The 15,119-nt window shown below is 74.3% G+C and carries 11 protein-coding genes; 7 read left to right on the plus strand and 4 right to left on the minus strand.

Features of this window, described 5'->3' with window-relative positions; all coding sequences use genetic code 11:
* Nucleotides 1-28 precede the first annotated feature (28 nt).
* The 4 genes from P3H78_RS26480 (at nucleotide 29) to P3H78_RS26495 (ending at nucleotide 6,399) form a co-directional block, all read left to right on the plus strand.
* Entirely contained in the window at nucleotides 29-2,059 is a 2,031-nt protein-coding gene (locus tag P3H78_RS26480; protein ID WP_276111675.1) for an anthranilate synthase family protein, read from the plus strand.
* 19 nt (nucleotides 2,060-2,078) lie between these two features.
* Nucleotides 2,079-3,413: a preATP grasp domain-containing protein gene (locus tag P3H78_RS26485; RefSeq protein WP_276111676.1), complete on the plus strand. Its 1,335-nt coding sequence runs from the start codon at nucleotides 2,079-2,081 to the stop codon at nucleotides 3,411-3,413.
* Nucleotides 3,406-4,665 carry an MFS transporter gene (locus P3H78_RS26490; protein WP_276111677.1) on the plus strand — a complete coding sequence of 420 codons (1,260 nt, stop codon included), beginning with the start codon at nucleotides 3,406-3,408 and terminating at the stop codon, nucleotides 4,663-4,665. Before P3H78_RS26485 ends, P3H78_RS26490 begins: the two co-directional genes overlap by 8 nt.
* Nucleotides 4,666-4,845: 180 nt before the next feature.
* Nucleotides 4,846-6,399 (plus strand): helix-turn-helix domain-containing protein, encoded by a 1,554-nt coding sequence (locus tag P3H78_RS26495; RefSeq protein ID WP_276111678.1) that lies wholly within the window; start codon nucleotides 4,846-4,848, stop codon nucleotides 6,397-6,399.
* Between the two features lie 64 nt (nucleotides 6,400-6,463).
* On the opposite strand, the gene P3H78_RS26500 is transcribed toward P3H78_RS26495, so the two are convergent.
* A complete protein-coding gene (locus tag P3H78_RS26500; protein WP_438828045.1) occupies nucleotides 6,464-7,759 on the minus strand; it encodes an MFS transporter in 1,296 nt (431 codons plus the stop codon).
* A gap of 168 nt (nucleotides 7,760-7,927) precedes the next feature.
* Here P3H78_RS26500 and P3H78_RS26505 point away from each other — a divergent pair, with 168 nt between their 5' ends.
* Complete coding sequence (locus P3H78_RS26505) at nucleotides 7,928-9,979, plus strand: phosphocholine-specific phospholipase C (RefSeq protein ID WP_276111680.1); 2,052 nt, start codon at nucleotides 7,928-7,930, stop codon at nucleotides 9,977-9,979.
* Between the two features lie 52 nt (nucleotides 9,980-10,031).
* Nucleotides 10,032-10,856: an LURP-one-related family protein gene (locus P3H78_RS26510; protein ID WP_276111681.1), complete on the plus strand. Its 825-nt coding sequence runs from the start codon at nucleotides 10,032-10,034 to the stop codon at nucleotides 10,854-10,856.
* A 6-nt stretch (nucleotides 10,857-10,862) separates the two neighbouring features.
* Here the strand turns inward: P3H78_RS26510 and P3H78_RS26515 are convergent, their stop codons facing one another.
* The gene (locus P3H78_RS26515) at nucleotides 10,863-11,849 is read right to left on the minus strand and encodes a DMT family transporter (protein WP_276111682.1); all 987 of its coding nucleotides are present in this window, start codon (nucleotides 11,847-11,849) and stop codon (nucleotides 10,863-10,865) included.
* A complete protein-coding gene (locus tag P3H78_RS26520; protein WP_276111683.1) occupies nucleotides 11,846-12,643 on the minus strand; it encodes a phosphatase PAP2 family protein in 798 nt (265 codons plus the stop codon). Before P3H78_RS26520 ends, P3H78_RS26515 begins: the two co-directional genes overlap by 4 nt.
* Nucleotides 12,644-12,844: 201 nt before the next feature.
* On the opposite strand from P3H78_RS26520, the gene P3H78_RS26525 reads away from it, so the two are divergent.
* Nucleotides 12,845-13,459 (plus strand): TetR/AcrR family transcriptional regulator, encoded by a 615-nt coding sequence (locus tag P3H78_RS26525; protein WP_276111684.1) that lies wholly within the window; start codon nucleotides 12,845-12,847, stop codon nucleotides 13,457-13,459.
* Between the two features lie 198 nt (nucleotides 13,460-13,657).
* Here the strand turns inward: P3H78_RS26525 and P3H78_RS26530 are convergent, their stop codons facing one another.
* On the minus strand, nucleotides 13,658-14,824 hold the full coding sequence (locus P3H78_RS26530; protein ID WP_276111685.1) for a DUF2510 domain-containing protein: 1,167 nt from the start codon (nucleotides 14,822-14,824) through the stop codon (nucleotides 13,658-13,660).
* Between the last annotated feature and the right edge of the window lie 295 nt (nucleotides 14,825-15,119).

Consider the following 15,119-nt stretch of genomic DNA (forward strand, 5'->3'; position numbering starts at 1 on the left):
ATGGCCCGCCGTATTCGTAGGAGGCGCCATGACCGGTCTGCTCGGCACCCTGCTCGCCCCGGACGGCGAACCCCCCGCCTACGCCCTGCTGCACCGTCCGGAGAGCGGCGCGCCCGATCGGGTCGACGTGCTCGTGGGGGACCTGAGCGAGCCTGCGTCCCTCGCCGACCTTCCGCTCGACGACGCAGCGGCGCCCCTCCGCGACGCCGGCGAGCGGCACGACCTGCTGGCCGTCGTCCCGTTCCGGCAGCTGGCCGAACGGGGTTTCGCCGCAGTCGACGACGGAGCCCCGCTGCTCGCCCTGCGCGTCACCGGCCAGGAGTCGGTGCCCCTGACCGAGATGCTGCGCCAGCTGCCCGACGAGCGCCCGGCCGTGCGTGACGCCGGCTTCGTCGTGGACGACGCGGCCTACACCGACCTGGTGAGGACCGTGCTGAGCGAGGAGATCGGCAGCGGCCGCGGAGCCAACTTCGTCATCGAGCGGCCCTTCACGGCCGAACTCGATCCCTGCGGCCCCGACACGGCGCTGTCCGTCTTCCGCCGGCTGCTGCTCCAGGAGCGCGGCACCTACTGGACGTTCCTGGTCCGGGCCGGCGACCGTACCTTCGTCGGTGCCTCCCCGGAGCGGCACGTCAGCGCCGTGGGCGGCGAGGTGGTGATGAACCCCATCAGCGGCACCTATCGCTACCCGCCCGAAGGGCCGTCGCTCACGGGACTGCTGTCCTTCCTGGCGGACCGCAAGGAGACCGACGAGCTGCTGATGGTGGTGGACGAGGAACTGAAGATGATGGGCCGCATCTGCGAGCGGGGCGGGCGCATCGTGGGCCCGTTCCTGAAGCCGATGGCCCGGCTCGCCCACACCGAGTACCTCATCAGGGGGCGCAGCACCCGGCCGGTGCCGGACATCCTGCGCGAGACCCTCTTCGCCCCGACCGTGACCGGCAGCCCTCTGCAGAGCGCCTGCGAGGTGATCAGCCGCTACGAACCGGACGGCCGCGGCTACTACAGCGGAGTGCTCGCCCTGGTCGGGCGGGACGCGGCGGATGACCGCCGGCTCGACTCGGCCATCATGATCCGCACGGCGGGGATCGATCGCGCCGGCCGCATGCGCGTCGGCGTCGGCGCGACCCTCGTCCGGCACTCCGACCCGGAGGCGGAACTCGCCGAGACGCACGCCAAGGCGGCCGGGCTGCTGGCCGCCGTGCACGGCGTCCGGCAGCCGTCCCCGGCGGGAGAGGACCCGTACGGGGCGGAGCCGGCCGGGGCCGGGCCCGGGGCGCGCGTGCCGGCGCGGGCCCGGGACGAGCCGGCCGGAACCGGGCCGGAGTCCGCCCGCAGCGCACCCGACTGGTCGGTCGATCCCCGCGTCCGCGCCGCTCTGGCCGGTCGCAACACCTCCCTGGCCCCGTTCTGGCTGGACCGCGGCGACGATCGTCCCGGCGGCCTGCGCGGAAGCGTGCTCCTCGTCGACGCGGAGGACACCTTCACCGCGATGCTCGGGCACCAACTCGGCGCGCTCGGGCTGGCCCCGTGCATCCGGCGGTGGGACGAACTGACGGGCACGGACGACACGGAGGGGTACGACCTCGTCGTCGTCGGGCCGGGCCCGGGCGACCCGCGTGCGGGAGCCGGCCCCAAGATCGACACCCTGCGCGCCCTCACCCGCCGGCTCCTCCACGGCGCGGCCCCGTTCCTCTCGGTCTGCCTCGGCCACCAGGTCCTCGCCGGGGAACTCGGGCTGCCCCTGATCCGCAAGCCCCACCCGCACCAGGGCCGCCAGCGTGTGATCGACCTGTTCGGCCGGCGCCGCCGGGTCGGCTTCTACAACAGCTTCGCCGCCGTCGCGGACCGCGACCGCCTGTGCCCACCGGGCCTGCCGGGGGCTCCGGTGCAGGTCAGCCGGGACACCGCGACGCACGAGGTGCACGCTCTGCGCGGCCCGCACTTCGAGTCCCTGCAGTTCCACCCCGAGTCCGTCCTGAGCACCCACGGCTTCGACGTCCTGCGCGAGGCGGCGACGGGGCTGCTCGCCGTGCCCGCCACCGCCCACAGCGCCTGATCCGGCAGAGGGAGACATCGTGCCGAAACTGATCGTGAGCAACCAGCGCACCGACGAGATGATCGGCGACCTGGGCACCCTGCCCCCCGAGTACCGCCGTTACGTCGCCGGCCAGGCCCAGCGCATGATCTGGCTGGCCGGACCGGGAGACGTCTTCGTCCTCCCGGTCGAACTGGACGAGGAGTTCCTCTCCTACGTCGCCCGGCTCAAGGGCGTCGACCGTTCCTCCTGGACGGTCGTCGTCCCGCCCGTGGGACGCCTCGGCGAGGACGTGCTGTCCCGGGACCGCCTGGAGGACCCGGGTTTCGTCGCCCGGCTGCGCGCCGCCGTGCGCGAGCACGGCGTACGCACGATCCTGCCCTTCCACTTCGATCGCGTGAGCGTCCGGCTGGCCCGCACCCTCGGCCTCGACGCGCACACCCCGGGCTTCCCCTTCGCCGCCCAGAGCGGCACCGCCCTGCTCAACAGCAAGGCCACCTTCCGGGCCCTGGCCGTCGGCCACGGCATACCGGTGCCCCACGGCACGGTCACCGACGACCGGGCCGAGGCCGAGGAGTTCCTGTGGGACGCCCTGGGGGCGGGCCGACCGGTCATCGCCAAGCAGGACTTCCACGTCGGCGGCATCGGCAACGAGATCGTCAGCCCGGTCCCCGGCGTCCGCCCCATCGGCGCCACCGGCACCGAGGTCGTCACCGACCGCGCCGCGCTCGCCGCGCACCTGGACCGGCGCTGGGCGTCCTGGACCGGCCCGCACCGGGGCCGGGTGGTGCTGGAGCACTACACGCCCGAGTCCCCGGCGATCTACTCCGAACTGCGTGTCGAGGACGACGGCGTCCGGCTCGTCGGCCACGGCGAGATGCGGATGAAGCCGGTGATCAACGGCCTGGTCGTGCCCGCGCCCTCGCAGCGGCTCGCGGCGTTCGCCACCTTCCTGGACGACTCCCGCCGACTGTCCGGGACGCTGCGGCGGATCGGCTACCGAGGAAGCCTCAGCGTGGACGCGATCGTCACTCCGGACGAGCGCATCCTCGTCAACGAGATCAACGGGCGCGTCGTCGGCTCCGCGCACATCCATCGCATCGGAGAGGAACTCGTGGGCGGGAACTACCCCGAGGAGCGGGTCCTGGTCGAGAAGCGCCGGGTCGCCTTCCCGGACTTCCGCACCACCCTGGACGAACTCGTCGACGCCGGGCTCGCCTACGACGCCGCCCGCCGGACGGGGGTGGTGGTCACCGTCCATGACAACGGCCGCACCGGAGGCTTCGGCGGAAGCTGCCTGATCGCACCGGACGACACCGCCGTCCGGGAGTTGGAGGAGGAAGTGGACGCGCTCTTCGGGGGCACGCATGAGTGACGAGGACGGCATGGGAGCAGCAGTGGGCGGGACGACGCAGCAGACGCAGACCGAGCCCGGTGAAGCGCCGCCCGTGGGTTACCGCGCCCTGCTCACCCGGCCCGGGGTGCGGCCCTGGCTGCTGGTCACCCTGGCGGCGAAACTGCCCGTCGCCATGGCGCCCCTCGCCCTCGTCTTCCTGGTGCGCGCGACACCGGGCGGCTACACGCTGGGTGCGGTGCTCGGCGGGGCGTACGTGGTCGGAGAGGTCGTCGGGGCACCGGTGCTGGGAGCCCGGCTCACCGGAGCGCGGCTGCGCCGCGAGCTGGCGCTGGGACTTCTGCTGGGCGCGGCCGCCTTCGCGGGGCTGGCCTTCTGCGGCAGCGCGCCACGACCCGTCGCGGTGGCCCTGGCCTTCCTCGCCGGTGGCGCTCCCGCCGCGCACGCGGGCGGACTGCGGGCCCTGCTCGTCGGTGCCGTGCCGGAGGAGGCCGTGGCCCGCGCACTGAGCGTCGAGACCACGCTGACGCAGGGCGTCTGGGCGGTGGCACCGGCAGCGGTGGCCTTCCTCGCGCTGGGCGCGGCACCCGGTGCGCCGCTCCTCCTCGCGGCCGTCTGCGCGGCTCTGGCCGCGTTCGGCGTGCGGACCCTGCCGCAGGCCGGCGCGGAGGCGGATCCCGGTCCGTACGGCGCCGCTCCCCCCGTGTCCCGGGTGAAGGCGCTGGCCGCGGGGTGGCCGGTCTACCTCACCAGTGCCGCCGCGATGGCGTTGCTGGCCACGGCGGAACTGGTGCTCCCGGCGCTGCTGGAGTACCGCGGGCTGCCGGTGGCCTGGTCCGGGCCGCTGCTGACGGTGTTCTCCGTGGCCAGCGTCCTGGGCGGCCTGGTGTACGGGGCCCGGACGTGGCCCGGCGGGGCGCGCGCCCAGAGCCTGGTCCTGCTGGTCGTGATGGCCGTCTTCGTGGCCCTGACCGCCGTCCTGCCCGGACTCGCCGGCATCGCGGTGGCGCTGCTGCTGGCCGGTGCCTTCAAGTCGGGTGTCATGGTCACACGGAACCTGTCCCTGCGGGAGCGGGTGCCGGCCGGGATGCTTGCTGCGGGCTACTCCGTCATGTACGCCGTCCAGGGGGTGGGGTACAGCCTCACCGCGTCCGTCGCCGCCGCGGTCCTCGCGCACGCGGCCCCGGTGGTGGCCGTCCTGTGCGGCGCGGCGCTCACCCTGCTGCTCACCCTGGTGAGCGCGCTGGCCGAACGCCGTTCGCGCGTCGCATAGCCGGGCACCTCGCGCAACTCTCACCCGCTGCTTTCGGCCGAATTCACGCTGCGTCGCCCTTTCATATGCCGTTCACGGATGAACGGTTCGGGGTCGTTAAACTCCCTGGAGGGAAAGGCGATTGACCCGCCCGGACGAAAGGGCGACCCGGCGCGAGAAAGCGGTGAGAAACCATTGTCCTTGGCCGCGGAGAACGAGGAATCGGTACTCCTGGGTTCTGCCTCCCTGCTTGCCTCACAAGGCAGCGTCGACCAACTCGCCGCACTGCTGCGGGCCGTGGTGACCGAACCGCTCGGACTGGTGCGCGCGCTGGCCTCGGTCGGCTCCGTCGACAGGGCCGTGGAACTCGTCGAAACGGCTCTCACCCTGGGTCTGCCGTCCGACCTCACGGACCGACTGCGCTGCCTCCTGGTGGAGTTGCGGCTGGCGGGCGGTGAGGTCGACCCGGCCCTGGACCTGGCGGAGAGGATCCTCGGGGAGCACTCGGGGGCGCCGTCCTCGGTCCACGCCGCCGTGGCGGCCGGCCGGGTGTTCGGCCGCTACGCCAGGAACGCCGAGGAGGGCCGCCGGCACGCCGAGACGGTGCTGCGGGAGCACGACGGCCGGATCGCCGGGGACGCCGAGGTGCTCGCCGCGGCGACGGTGCTGTCCGACGCGGTGCTCTCCGACGGCCGCGTCGTCGAGGGGCTGCGGCTGGCGCGGGCCGCCGTGGCCTCCGCACCCGACATGCCGTCGCCGGTCTGGCGTGCCCACCTCCACCTGGTGCTGGCCGAGAGACTGGTCGATGCGGGCGCCGCCGAGGAGGCCGAACGGGCTGTCGCGGCCGCCCGGGAGAGTGTGGGAAGGACGAGCGGCGGCGGTGCGGACATGGCGTTCGCCCACCTGCGGGCCCGTCTGCTGAGCCATCAGGGCAGGCTGGCCGAGGCCCGCGACGAGGCGCAGAAGGCCCTGTCCGCGGCCGTCGGCAGGGGAGCCCGGATCCATGTGCCGCCGCTGCTGGCCGCGCTGGGTCAGTTCGCCCTGCGGTTCGGCGACGTCGAGGGAGCCGCCGGCTTCGTGCGCCGCTGCCGCAAGGCGCTCGGTGAACTCGGCGGCCACCTTCCGTCGTCGGCCTACGACTGGGTCGCGCTCCAGGTCGCCTCCGCCCGGTGCGGAGACCGCGCCGCCCTGGAACGGATGACCCGCGACTACGCCGCCGCGAACCGGAGGGTCGCGCTCTTCGCGCGCCGGCCCGGCGCGGCCGCGTGGTTCGTCCGGACCGCGCTGGCGGCGGGAGACCCGCACTGGGCCGCGGTCGCGGCCCGGACGGCCGCGCGACTGGCCGAACGGAACCCCGGCGTGCCCACGCTCGCCGCGGCGGCGCTGCACGCGGACAGTCTGCTGCGGGGCGACCCCGACGGGCTGGTGCGGGCGGCCACCGAACACCGCCACCACTGGGCCAGGACGACCGCGGCGGAGGACCTGACCGCGCTGCTCGACGCCCGCTCCCGCCGGCCCGCACCGACGGCGAAGGACGAGGCCGGCACCGGGACGCCGGCCGAAGCGCTCAGCGACGTGGAGCGCAGGGTGGCCCGGCTCGTCGGCGAGGGGCTGACCAATCAGCAGGTCGCCCTGCGACTCCGCCGTTCCCCGCACACCGTCAACTACCACCTGCGCAACATCTTCCGGAAACTGGACATCGGGTCCCGGGTGGAACTCGCCCGCCAGGCCCACCTGTGGACGGCGGCGCGCTGACCGCGTGCACGGCCGGTGCCCCCGGTGGCCGGCCGGGCACGAATCCTCCCCCCGGCACGGCGGCTCACCGCTCCAGGTCCGTGCGGGCGGTCTCCGGCAGCCGCAGGTAGACCAGTGTCGACAGCAGGCAGACCACGGAGACGTACCACGGGAAGAGACCCGAGCGGCCGAGGTCCTTGAACAGGGTGCCGACGTACGGGGCCGTGCCGCCGAACAGGGCGACCGTGAGGGAGTAGGGGAAGCCGATGCCGGCCGCCCGCACCCAGGGCGGGAAGATCTCGGCGTTGACCGCCGCGCTGATCGAGGTGAAGCCGGTCAGCAGCACCATGCCCGCGCACTGCACCAGCAGCAGCACCGCGAACGAGTCGCGCAGCGCGTGCAGCAGGGGCACCGCCAGCAGGGCGAAGCCCAGACCGAAGGCGAGCAGCAGGGGGCGCCGGCCCACCCGGTCCGAGAGCAGCCCGCCGAGCGGCTGGAGCAGCCCGAAGAAGGCCAGCGACAGTGTGCCCGCGAGCAGCGCGTCGGACGTGTCCACCCCAGCGTTCAGCTCGGCGTACGTCGGCAGGTACGACGTCCAGGTGTAGTAGGCGAGGGTGCCCCCCGCCGTGATGCCGCAGATCAGCAGGGACTCGCGCGGGTGGCGGCGCAGCGCCTCCAGCAGCCCCGGGCGTGGCGCCTGCCGCCCGCTGTCGCTGCGGGTCTCCTGCGCGCCGCGCCGGATCCAGAACCCGGTCAGGGCGAGGACGGCGCCGAGGAGGAAGGGGACGCGCCAGCCCCAGCCGTGCATCGCGTCCGGGGCGAGCGTGTCCACGAGCAGGGTCGCCACGCCGGACGCGAGCAGCTGTCCCGCGGTGGTGGAGACGTACTGGAAGCTGGAGAACAGCCCGCGCCGGCCGGGGGCCGCGGACTCCACCAGGAAGGTCGTGGAGGCCGCGAACTCGCCGCCCACGGACAGGCCCTGGAGCAGCCGGGCGAGCACCAGCACCGCCGGAGCGGCGAGTCCCGCCGTCGCGTACGACGGGGTCAGGCCCACCAGCAGACTGCTGCCGCCCATCAGCAGGATGGTCACGGTCAGCGCGGTACGCCGCCCGTGCCGGTCGGCGACCGCGCCCATGAGCAGACCGCCGACCGGGCGCATGAAGAAGCCGACGGCGAACACCGCGAAGGTCGACAGCAGCGGCACGAGCGAGCTGCCCGCGCCCGGGGGAAAGATCTCGGCCGCGATGTAGGTCGCCAGAAACGTGTAGGCGTACCAGTCGTACCACTCCACGGCATTGCCCACCGAGGCCGCGAGGAGCTGGCGGACGGGCCGTTTCGTCGGGGCCGGGGCGGTCTGCACACTGGTCATGCTCGCGACCATCCCCGGCGCGGCGGTCCCGCACACCTCGCGGCACCCCGCGTACCGACGACTTTCACATTGGCGCCATCGCACCCTTCCCTGTCGTTTGCTGCTCTTGGAACACTCGCTGCGCGCACATTCCGTCATGTCCCAGCCGTCGGTGCGCCAGCACGAGAGGTCTCCCACCCGATGCCCGAAGTCAACCGGCGCCGATTCCTCCAGGTCGCGGGCGCCACGTCGGCCTTCGCCGCGCTGTCCAACAGCATCCAGCGGGCCGCCGCGCTGCCCGCGAACCACCGCACGGGGTCCCTCGAGGACGTCGAGCACATCGTCGTCCTCATGCAGGAGAACCGTTCCTTCGACCACTACTTCGGCACGCTCCGCGGGGTCCGCGGCTTCGGCGACCCCCGCCCGGTGGCCCTGGGCAACGGCAAGCCCGTCTGGCACCAGCCGGACGGCGCGAAGGAGATCCTGCCCTTCCGCCCCGACGCCGACGACCTCGGCCTGGCCTTCATCCAGGACCTGCCGCACGGCTGGAACGACGGCCACGCCGCGTTCAACGGCGGCCGCTACGACGGATGGGTGGCCGCCAAGTCCGCCACGACGATGGCGTACCTGACCCGCGAGGACATCCCCTTCCACTACGCCCTCGCCGACGCCTTCACCATCTGCGACGCCTACCACTGCTCGCTGATCGGCTCCACCGACCCCAACCGCTACTACATGTGGACGGGGTTCACCGGCAACGACGGCCGCGGCGGCGGCCCGGTCCTCGGCAACGACGAGGCGGGCTACGGCTGGACCACGTACCCCGAGCGCCTGGAGCGTGCGGGGGTGTCCTGGCGGATCTACCAGGACGTCGGCGACGGGCTGGACGCCGCCGGCGGCTGGGGCTGGATCGAGGACGCCTACCGCGGCAACTACGGCGACAACTCGCTGCTGTACTTCGACCAGTACCGCAACGCCAAGCCGGGCGACCCGCTCTACGACAAGGCCCGCACCGGCACCGACGCCCGCCGCGGCGAGGGCTTCTTCGACCGGCTCCGGGCCGACGTCAAGGGCGGCCGGCTGCCTCAGGTGTCCTGGATCGTCGCTCCCGAGGCGTTCACCGAACACCCCAACTGGCCCGCCAACTACGGCGCCTGGTACGTCTCCCAGGTGCTGGACGCGCTCACCTCCGACCCGGAGGTCTGGGCGAGGACCGCGCTGTTCGTCACCTACGACGAGAACGACGGCTTCTTCGACCACGTGGTGCCGCCCTTCCCGCCGGGCTCCGCCGGGCAGGGCCTGTCGACGGTCGACGCCGGACCGGACCTCTTCCGCGGCGACGCCGGCCACGTCGCCGGCCCCTACGGTCTCGGCCAGCGCGTGCCGATGCTCGTGGTGTCGCCGTGGAGCAAGGGCGGGTTCGTCTGCTCCGAGACCCTGGACCACACCTCGATCATCCGCTTCGTCGAGCGCCGCTTCGGCGTGCACGAGCCCCACATCTCGCCCTGGCGCCGCGCGGTCTGCGGCGACCTGACCGCCGCGTTCGACTTCTCCCGCCCCGACGCCCGGCCGGTCTCCCTGCCCGACACGGCCGGATACCGCCCGCCGGACCACGAGCGGCACCCGGACTACGTGCCGACCCCGCCCGCGCACCCCGTCCTGCCCCCGCAGGAGCGCGGCCACCGCCCCACCCGCCCGCTCAAGTACGCCCCCGCCGTGGACGGTTCGGCGGACGCGGCGACCGGGAAGCTCACCTTGACCTTCGCCTCCGGGGCGCACGCCGGCGCCGCCTTCCTCGTCACCTCCGGCAACCGCGCCGACGGCCCGTGGACGTACACGACCGAGGCGGGACGGACCGTGTCCGACGCCTGGAACTCGGCCTACTCGGGCGGCGCGCACGACCTGACCGTGCACGGCCCCAACGGATTCCTGCGCGCCTTCCGCGGCCCCGGCCGCACCGCGGGCCCGGAGGCCACCGCCCGGCACTCCGGCGACGGTGTCGAACTCACCTTCACCCAGCGGGGATCAGGGACGGTACGGCTGAAGGTCGCCGACGGGTACGGCGGCCGCCCGCGGACGGTGACCGTGCGTCCCGGCGCCACGGTGCGGCTCTCGGTCGACCTCGCGGCGAGCGGGCGGTGGTACGACCTGTCCGTCACGTCCGAGGCGGATCCGTCCTTCCTGCGGCGGTTCGCCGGGCATGTGGAGAACGGGCGTCCCGGCGTGAGCGATCCGGCGCTGGTGACCGTATGACGCGCGTCTCGGCGGCGGTTGCCCTCCGGACGTCTCACGGTACTGTGCCCCGGTGACCACGCATTCGAACACACCTGCAGGTTGGTACCCGGATCCGCACGGAGCGTCCCAGACGCTCCGGTACTGGGACGGTTCCCAGTGGACCGAGCACACCCATGCGGCCGGCCGGCAGGGGCCCGCCGCACCGCAGGTGCCCCAGCAGCCGGCTGCTCCCGACGGGCGCGTGCAGCGCCAGATACGCGAGGAGGCCGGGGTCGCCTCGAACGCCGTCGGCGGCGGCTCGCTGTTCAGCGAGCCGGTGCTGGTGGTGAACCAGAAGGCCAAGCTGATCGAGCTGACCAACGAGTACAAGGTCTTCGACCAGCACGGCCGGGAGATCGGCGCGGTGACCGAGGTCGGGCAGAGCGCGCTGAAGAAGATCCTGCGCTTCGTCTCCAGCCTCGACCAGTTCATGACCCACAAGCTGGAGATCCGCGACACCCACGGCCGCCCGCTGCTGCTGCTGACCCGGCCCGCGAAGATCTTCAAGTCCCGGGTCGTCGTCTCGCGCCCGGACGGCCAGGTCGTCGGCGAGATCGTTCAGAAGAACGTCTTCGGCAAGATCAACTTCGCCATGAACGCGGACGGCCGCCAGGTCGGCGCGATCAAGGCGGAGAACTGGCGCGCCTGGAACTTCGCGATCGTCGACCACGCCGAGAACGAGGTCGCCCGGATCACGAAGACCTGGGAGGGCCTGGCCAAGACGATGTTCACCACGGCCGACAACTACGTCCTGCAGATCCACTTCCAGTTGCCCGAGCCGCTGCTGAGCCTGGTGGTCGCGACGGCGCTGACCGTCGACACCGCGCTCAAGCAGGACGCGCGCGGCTGGGGATGACGGACGTCACCGCACGGTGAGCCGGCCCGGTCCGGACGGGCCGGGCAGCAACCCCGCCTCCGGCACGGCCGGTTCGGGGTCCAGGGCCAGGACGGCGGCCACGGGGTGCTCCTCGTGGCCGCCGTCGTGCACGGCCCCGTGGCGCCCCGCACCGGACACGTCCGCCTCCTCGGGGTGCGGGGTCGCCCGGGACAGCGCCACCACGCCCGACGCGGCCATCGCCGCCCCCGCGAGGGCGAGCAGCACGCCCGCCGCCCCGCCGCGCAGGCCCTGGCCGAGCAGGGTCAGCCCGATCGCCGCGGCCGCCACCGGGTTGGCCAGCGTCACCACCGCCAGCGGGGCGCCCAGGCCGCCGCGGTAGGCGGTCTGCGACAGCAGCAGCCCGCTCGTCGCGAACGCGGCCACGAGCAGCGCCAGCAGCAGCACCCGCGCGCTCAGCAGCGGGCCCGAGTGGTCCGTCGCCGCCACCGTCACCGTCTGCGTGAGGGCGGACGCCACCCCGGAGGCGACCCCGGACGCCGTCGCGTGCCGCAGCCCCGGACGGCTCCCCGGCCGGGACAGCGCGCCGATGAGCACGGCCGTCGCACCGGCGATCGCCAGCGCCTCGACCGGGCCGAGCACCTGCTCGGGCGCCGGACCGGACGCCACCATGAGCAGCCCGCCGAGCCCGGCCAGGGTGAACGCCGTGCCCCGCCACTCGGCGGTGGTCACCCGCCGCCCGGCCATCCGCGCCCCCAGCGGTACGGCGGCCACCAGGGTCAGCGCACCCAGCGGCTGCACCACGGTCAGCGGGCCGTACCGCAGGGCCACCACGTGCAGCAGGGCCGCCGAGCCGTTCAGCGCGACCGCCCCCCACCAGGGTCCCGAGCGCAGCAGATGCAGGACCCCCGGCGCGGTGTCCCGGCGGGCCAGGCGCTCCTGGGCCACCGCGGCGGCCGCGTAGGCGACCGCGGAGAACAGCGAGAGGGCCACGGCGAGGAGGGTGGCGCTCATCGGCCCGCCCCCACCAGCACCGCGTCCTCGGCCGGCGCGAGCCGTCCGGGGGCCCGCGCGACCGTGACCGCCCGGCGCCGCGGCATCGGGACCACCGCCAGGGCCAGGGCCAGCAGCGCCGCCGCCACCAGGGAGTCGAGCCAGTAGTGGTTCGCCGTGCCCACTATCACCAGCAGGGTCAGCAGGGGGTGCAGCAGCCACAGCCACCGGAAGCGGGACCGGGTGGCGGCGATCAGCCCGATCGCCACCATCAGCGCCCAGCCGAAGTGCAGTGACGGCATCGCCGCGAACTGGTTCGAGAGGTGGTCGCTGCGCGGCGGCCCGTACACCGACGGCCCGTAGACGCGCGCGGTGTCCACCAGGTGCGCCGCGGCGAGCATCCGCGGTGGCGCGAGGGGGAACGCCAGGTGCAGGGCCAGGGCGGCGGCCGTGATCGCGGCGAGCACCCGGCGCGCCCACACGTAGTGCGCCGGGCGCCGCAGGTAGAGCCAGACCAGGAAGGCCGCAGTGGCCGGGAAGTGCACGGCGGCGTAGTACGTGTTCGCCACGTGCGCCGGCGCCGTGCCGTGCAGCAGCAGCGACTGCACCGCGCCCTCGCCGGGCAGGTGGACGGTCCGCTCCAGGTCCCACACGCGCCGGGCGTCGTGGTAGGCCTCGCCGGTGTGCCCGGCGGCCACCTGCCGGCCGAGCTTGTAGACCAGGAAGAGTCCTGCGACCAGCAGGAACTCGCGGACGAGCGGGGGCCGCGCCGGTGCGTCGGGCTCCTTCTCGGCGGCCTCGGTTCGGGTCTGCATACCCCGGCCCCCTCGCGGACGGTCGTGCGTGTGGTGGTGCGTCCGGGCCCGCTGGTGCGACGCGCCGGACATCGATACGGTAGCGTACCGATACGGCAGTGTACCGATACGTTCGAGTACCGGTACACTGGCGTATCGATGGATGTGGGTCACCCGGTGAGCGGGCCGCCGGGCCCGTGGGACACGAGTGAGGAGAGCGCGATGACGCCGCAGGCCGCGGACGGACCGGAATCGGTCGTCGCCTCGCGCCGCTCCAAGCTGACGCCCGAGCGTGAGCAGGAGTTCTTCGACGCCGTGCTCGACCAGATCCGCGAGTGCGGCTACGACTCCGTCACCATGGAGGGCATCGCCGCGAGCACCCGGTGCAGCAAGTCCACGCTCTACCGGCAGTGGAGGACCAAGCCGCAGTTCGTGGCCGCCGCGCTGCGCTCCCGGCGCAGCTCCCGGTTCGACGGTATCGACACCGGCACGCTCGCCGAGGACCTGCGGCACGCCGCACGGGCCGCGGGGGAGTGGTCCGGCAAGGACACCCGGCTGGTGCAGGCCCTCGGGCACGCGATCACCCAGGACCCGGAGTTGCGGTGCGCGCTGCGCGAGACGCTCGTGGAGCCGGAGATCGCCGCGCTCAAGCAGATCCTGCTGCGGGGTGTGGAGCGCGGCGAGATCCGCGCGGGACACCCGGCGCTGGAGTTCGTGCCGGTGCAGATGTTCGGCGTCATGCGCGTCCGTCCCGTCCTCGAGGGGGAGTACGCCGACCCGGACTACCTGCTCCGGTTCGTGGAGGCCGCCGTGCTGCCGGCGCTCGGCCTCACCTGAAGACCCAGGCCGCCGTCCGTGGGATGACTGGACGGTGGCCTGATCGCGCCGCACCGTGGGGACGGGGGCGGCGCGGAACCCGGCCGGGCGGGCTCCCTCTGGAGCGGAGAGGGACCCCGTCCGGCCGCCCGGCGCCCGGCCCCGCGTCCGGCGGCGCGGTGGCCGGGGCCGCGAACCGGGGGGCCGACGCCCCCCGGTTCACACGTTCTGGCCGGGACCGCCGCCCGAGGCGGCCTTGATGCCCCGGGTGATGTCGTCGATCACGGACTCCTTCTGCCCGACGTCCACCCCGAAGCGGACCACGACCATCTGCCTGGACACCGCGGGCGAGGGGAAGGCCAGGGACTCGACGTAACCGTCGGCGCCCTTGCCGGTGACCACCTTCCATCGCACCAGGTAGCCCGGCTGGCCGGCCACCGTCACCGGCTTCGAGGACAGCACCTGGTGCGAGGTGATGCTGCCGTAGGTCCGGCCGCCGTAGGACTGCTGGGCGTTGGCCGATATGTCGGCCGTGGCGACCTCCTCGGCCGTGCTGCCCGGGGTCCGCAGCGCGATGCTGGGCGCCGAGTACGCGCCGCCCTTGGTGCAGGTCTTCGAGGGGTCGCCGGGGCACTTGTAGGAGTCGTCCGCGTTCACCTGCGCCCCCGTCGGGAGCTGCTGCCCGTACCAGCCGTCCGGTATCGGCAGGCTGATGCCGGAGGCCGCGTCGGTCACGGAGCCGCTCCTGATCTTCGGCGCGGCGGGAGCGTCCGGGCCGGACGAACCGCCGTCGCCGCCGCCCGAGCCGCCGTCCCCGCCGGACCCGCCCGACCCACCGAACGGTCCGCCCGGCCCCTGACCGCCGTCGGAGCCGCCGGGCCCCTGGCCCTGCCCGTGGCCCCCCGGCCGGGAGCCGGCCCGCTCGCTCCCCGAACCGCCGTGCGCGGCCAGGGCGTACACGCCGACGCCGATGCACGTCAGCACCGCGGCCGCCGCCGCCACGGCCACCCCGATCCGCAGCCCGCGCCGCCGGCCGGCCGGCGGCTGCGCCGGGTGGGCCGGATACGCGGGGTGGGCCGGATACGCGGGGTGCGCCCCGTACGGTCCGGCAGCGGACGCCTGACCCGGGTATGCGCCGGGTGCGGGCATCTGACCCGGGTACGCGCCGGGCGCGGGCGCCTGACGCGGGTACGGTCCCGCGACGGGAGCCTGGCCCGGGGGTGCGCCGGGTGCGGGCGCCTGTGCCGGAGGACCCCATACGTCGGCCGACCCGGCGGGGCGGGTCCGGTCCGTCCAGGCCCCGCCGTCCCACCAGCGCTCGGTGGCGGGGCCGTCACTTGTCTGCCCGGGGTCGGGGTACCAGCCGGGAGGAGTCACCTGCGTCATGCCCCCACCGTATGAGGTGTCGGTGAAAGGGTGATGAGAGGCCCCGTGCCCACAACCACGCTGCCCCGCCCCGCCGTACGACTGAGGGAGCCGCCGTGCCCCCGCCGACCCGGCGCGAGCCACCCCGTCCGCCGACACCGGCCACCCCACCGTCCGACACCGGCCACCCCACCGTCCATCCGCCCCGGCCGACTCGGCCGCCGGCGCCGGGGGTGAGCGCCACGGGTCGCGCGGGGCGACGGGCCCGTGGCGGCGGACCGCGCCCGCCCGCGGTGGGGGAGCGCGCCGGGTCTGC

Source organism: Streptomyces tropicalis (assembly GCF_029269835.1).
GTDB lineage: Bacteria > Actinomycetota > Actinomycetes > Streptomycetales > Streptomycetaceae > Streptomyces > Streptomyces tropicalis.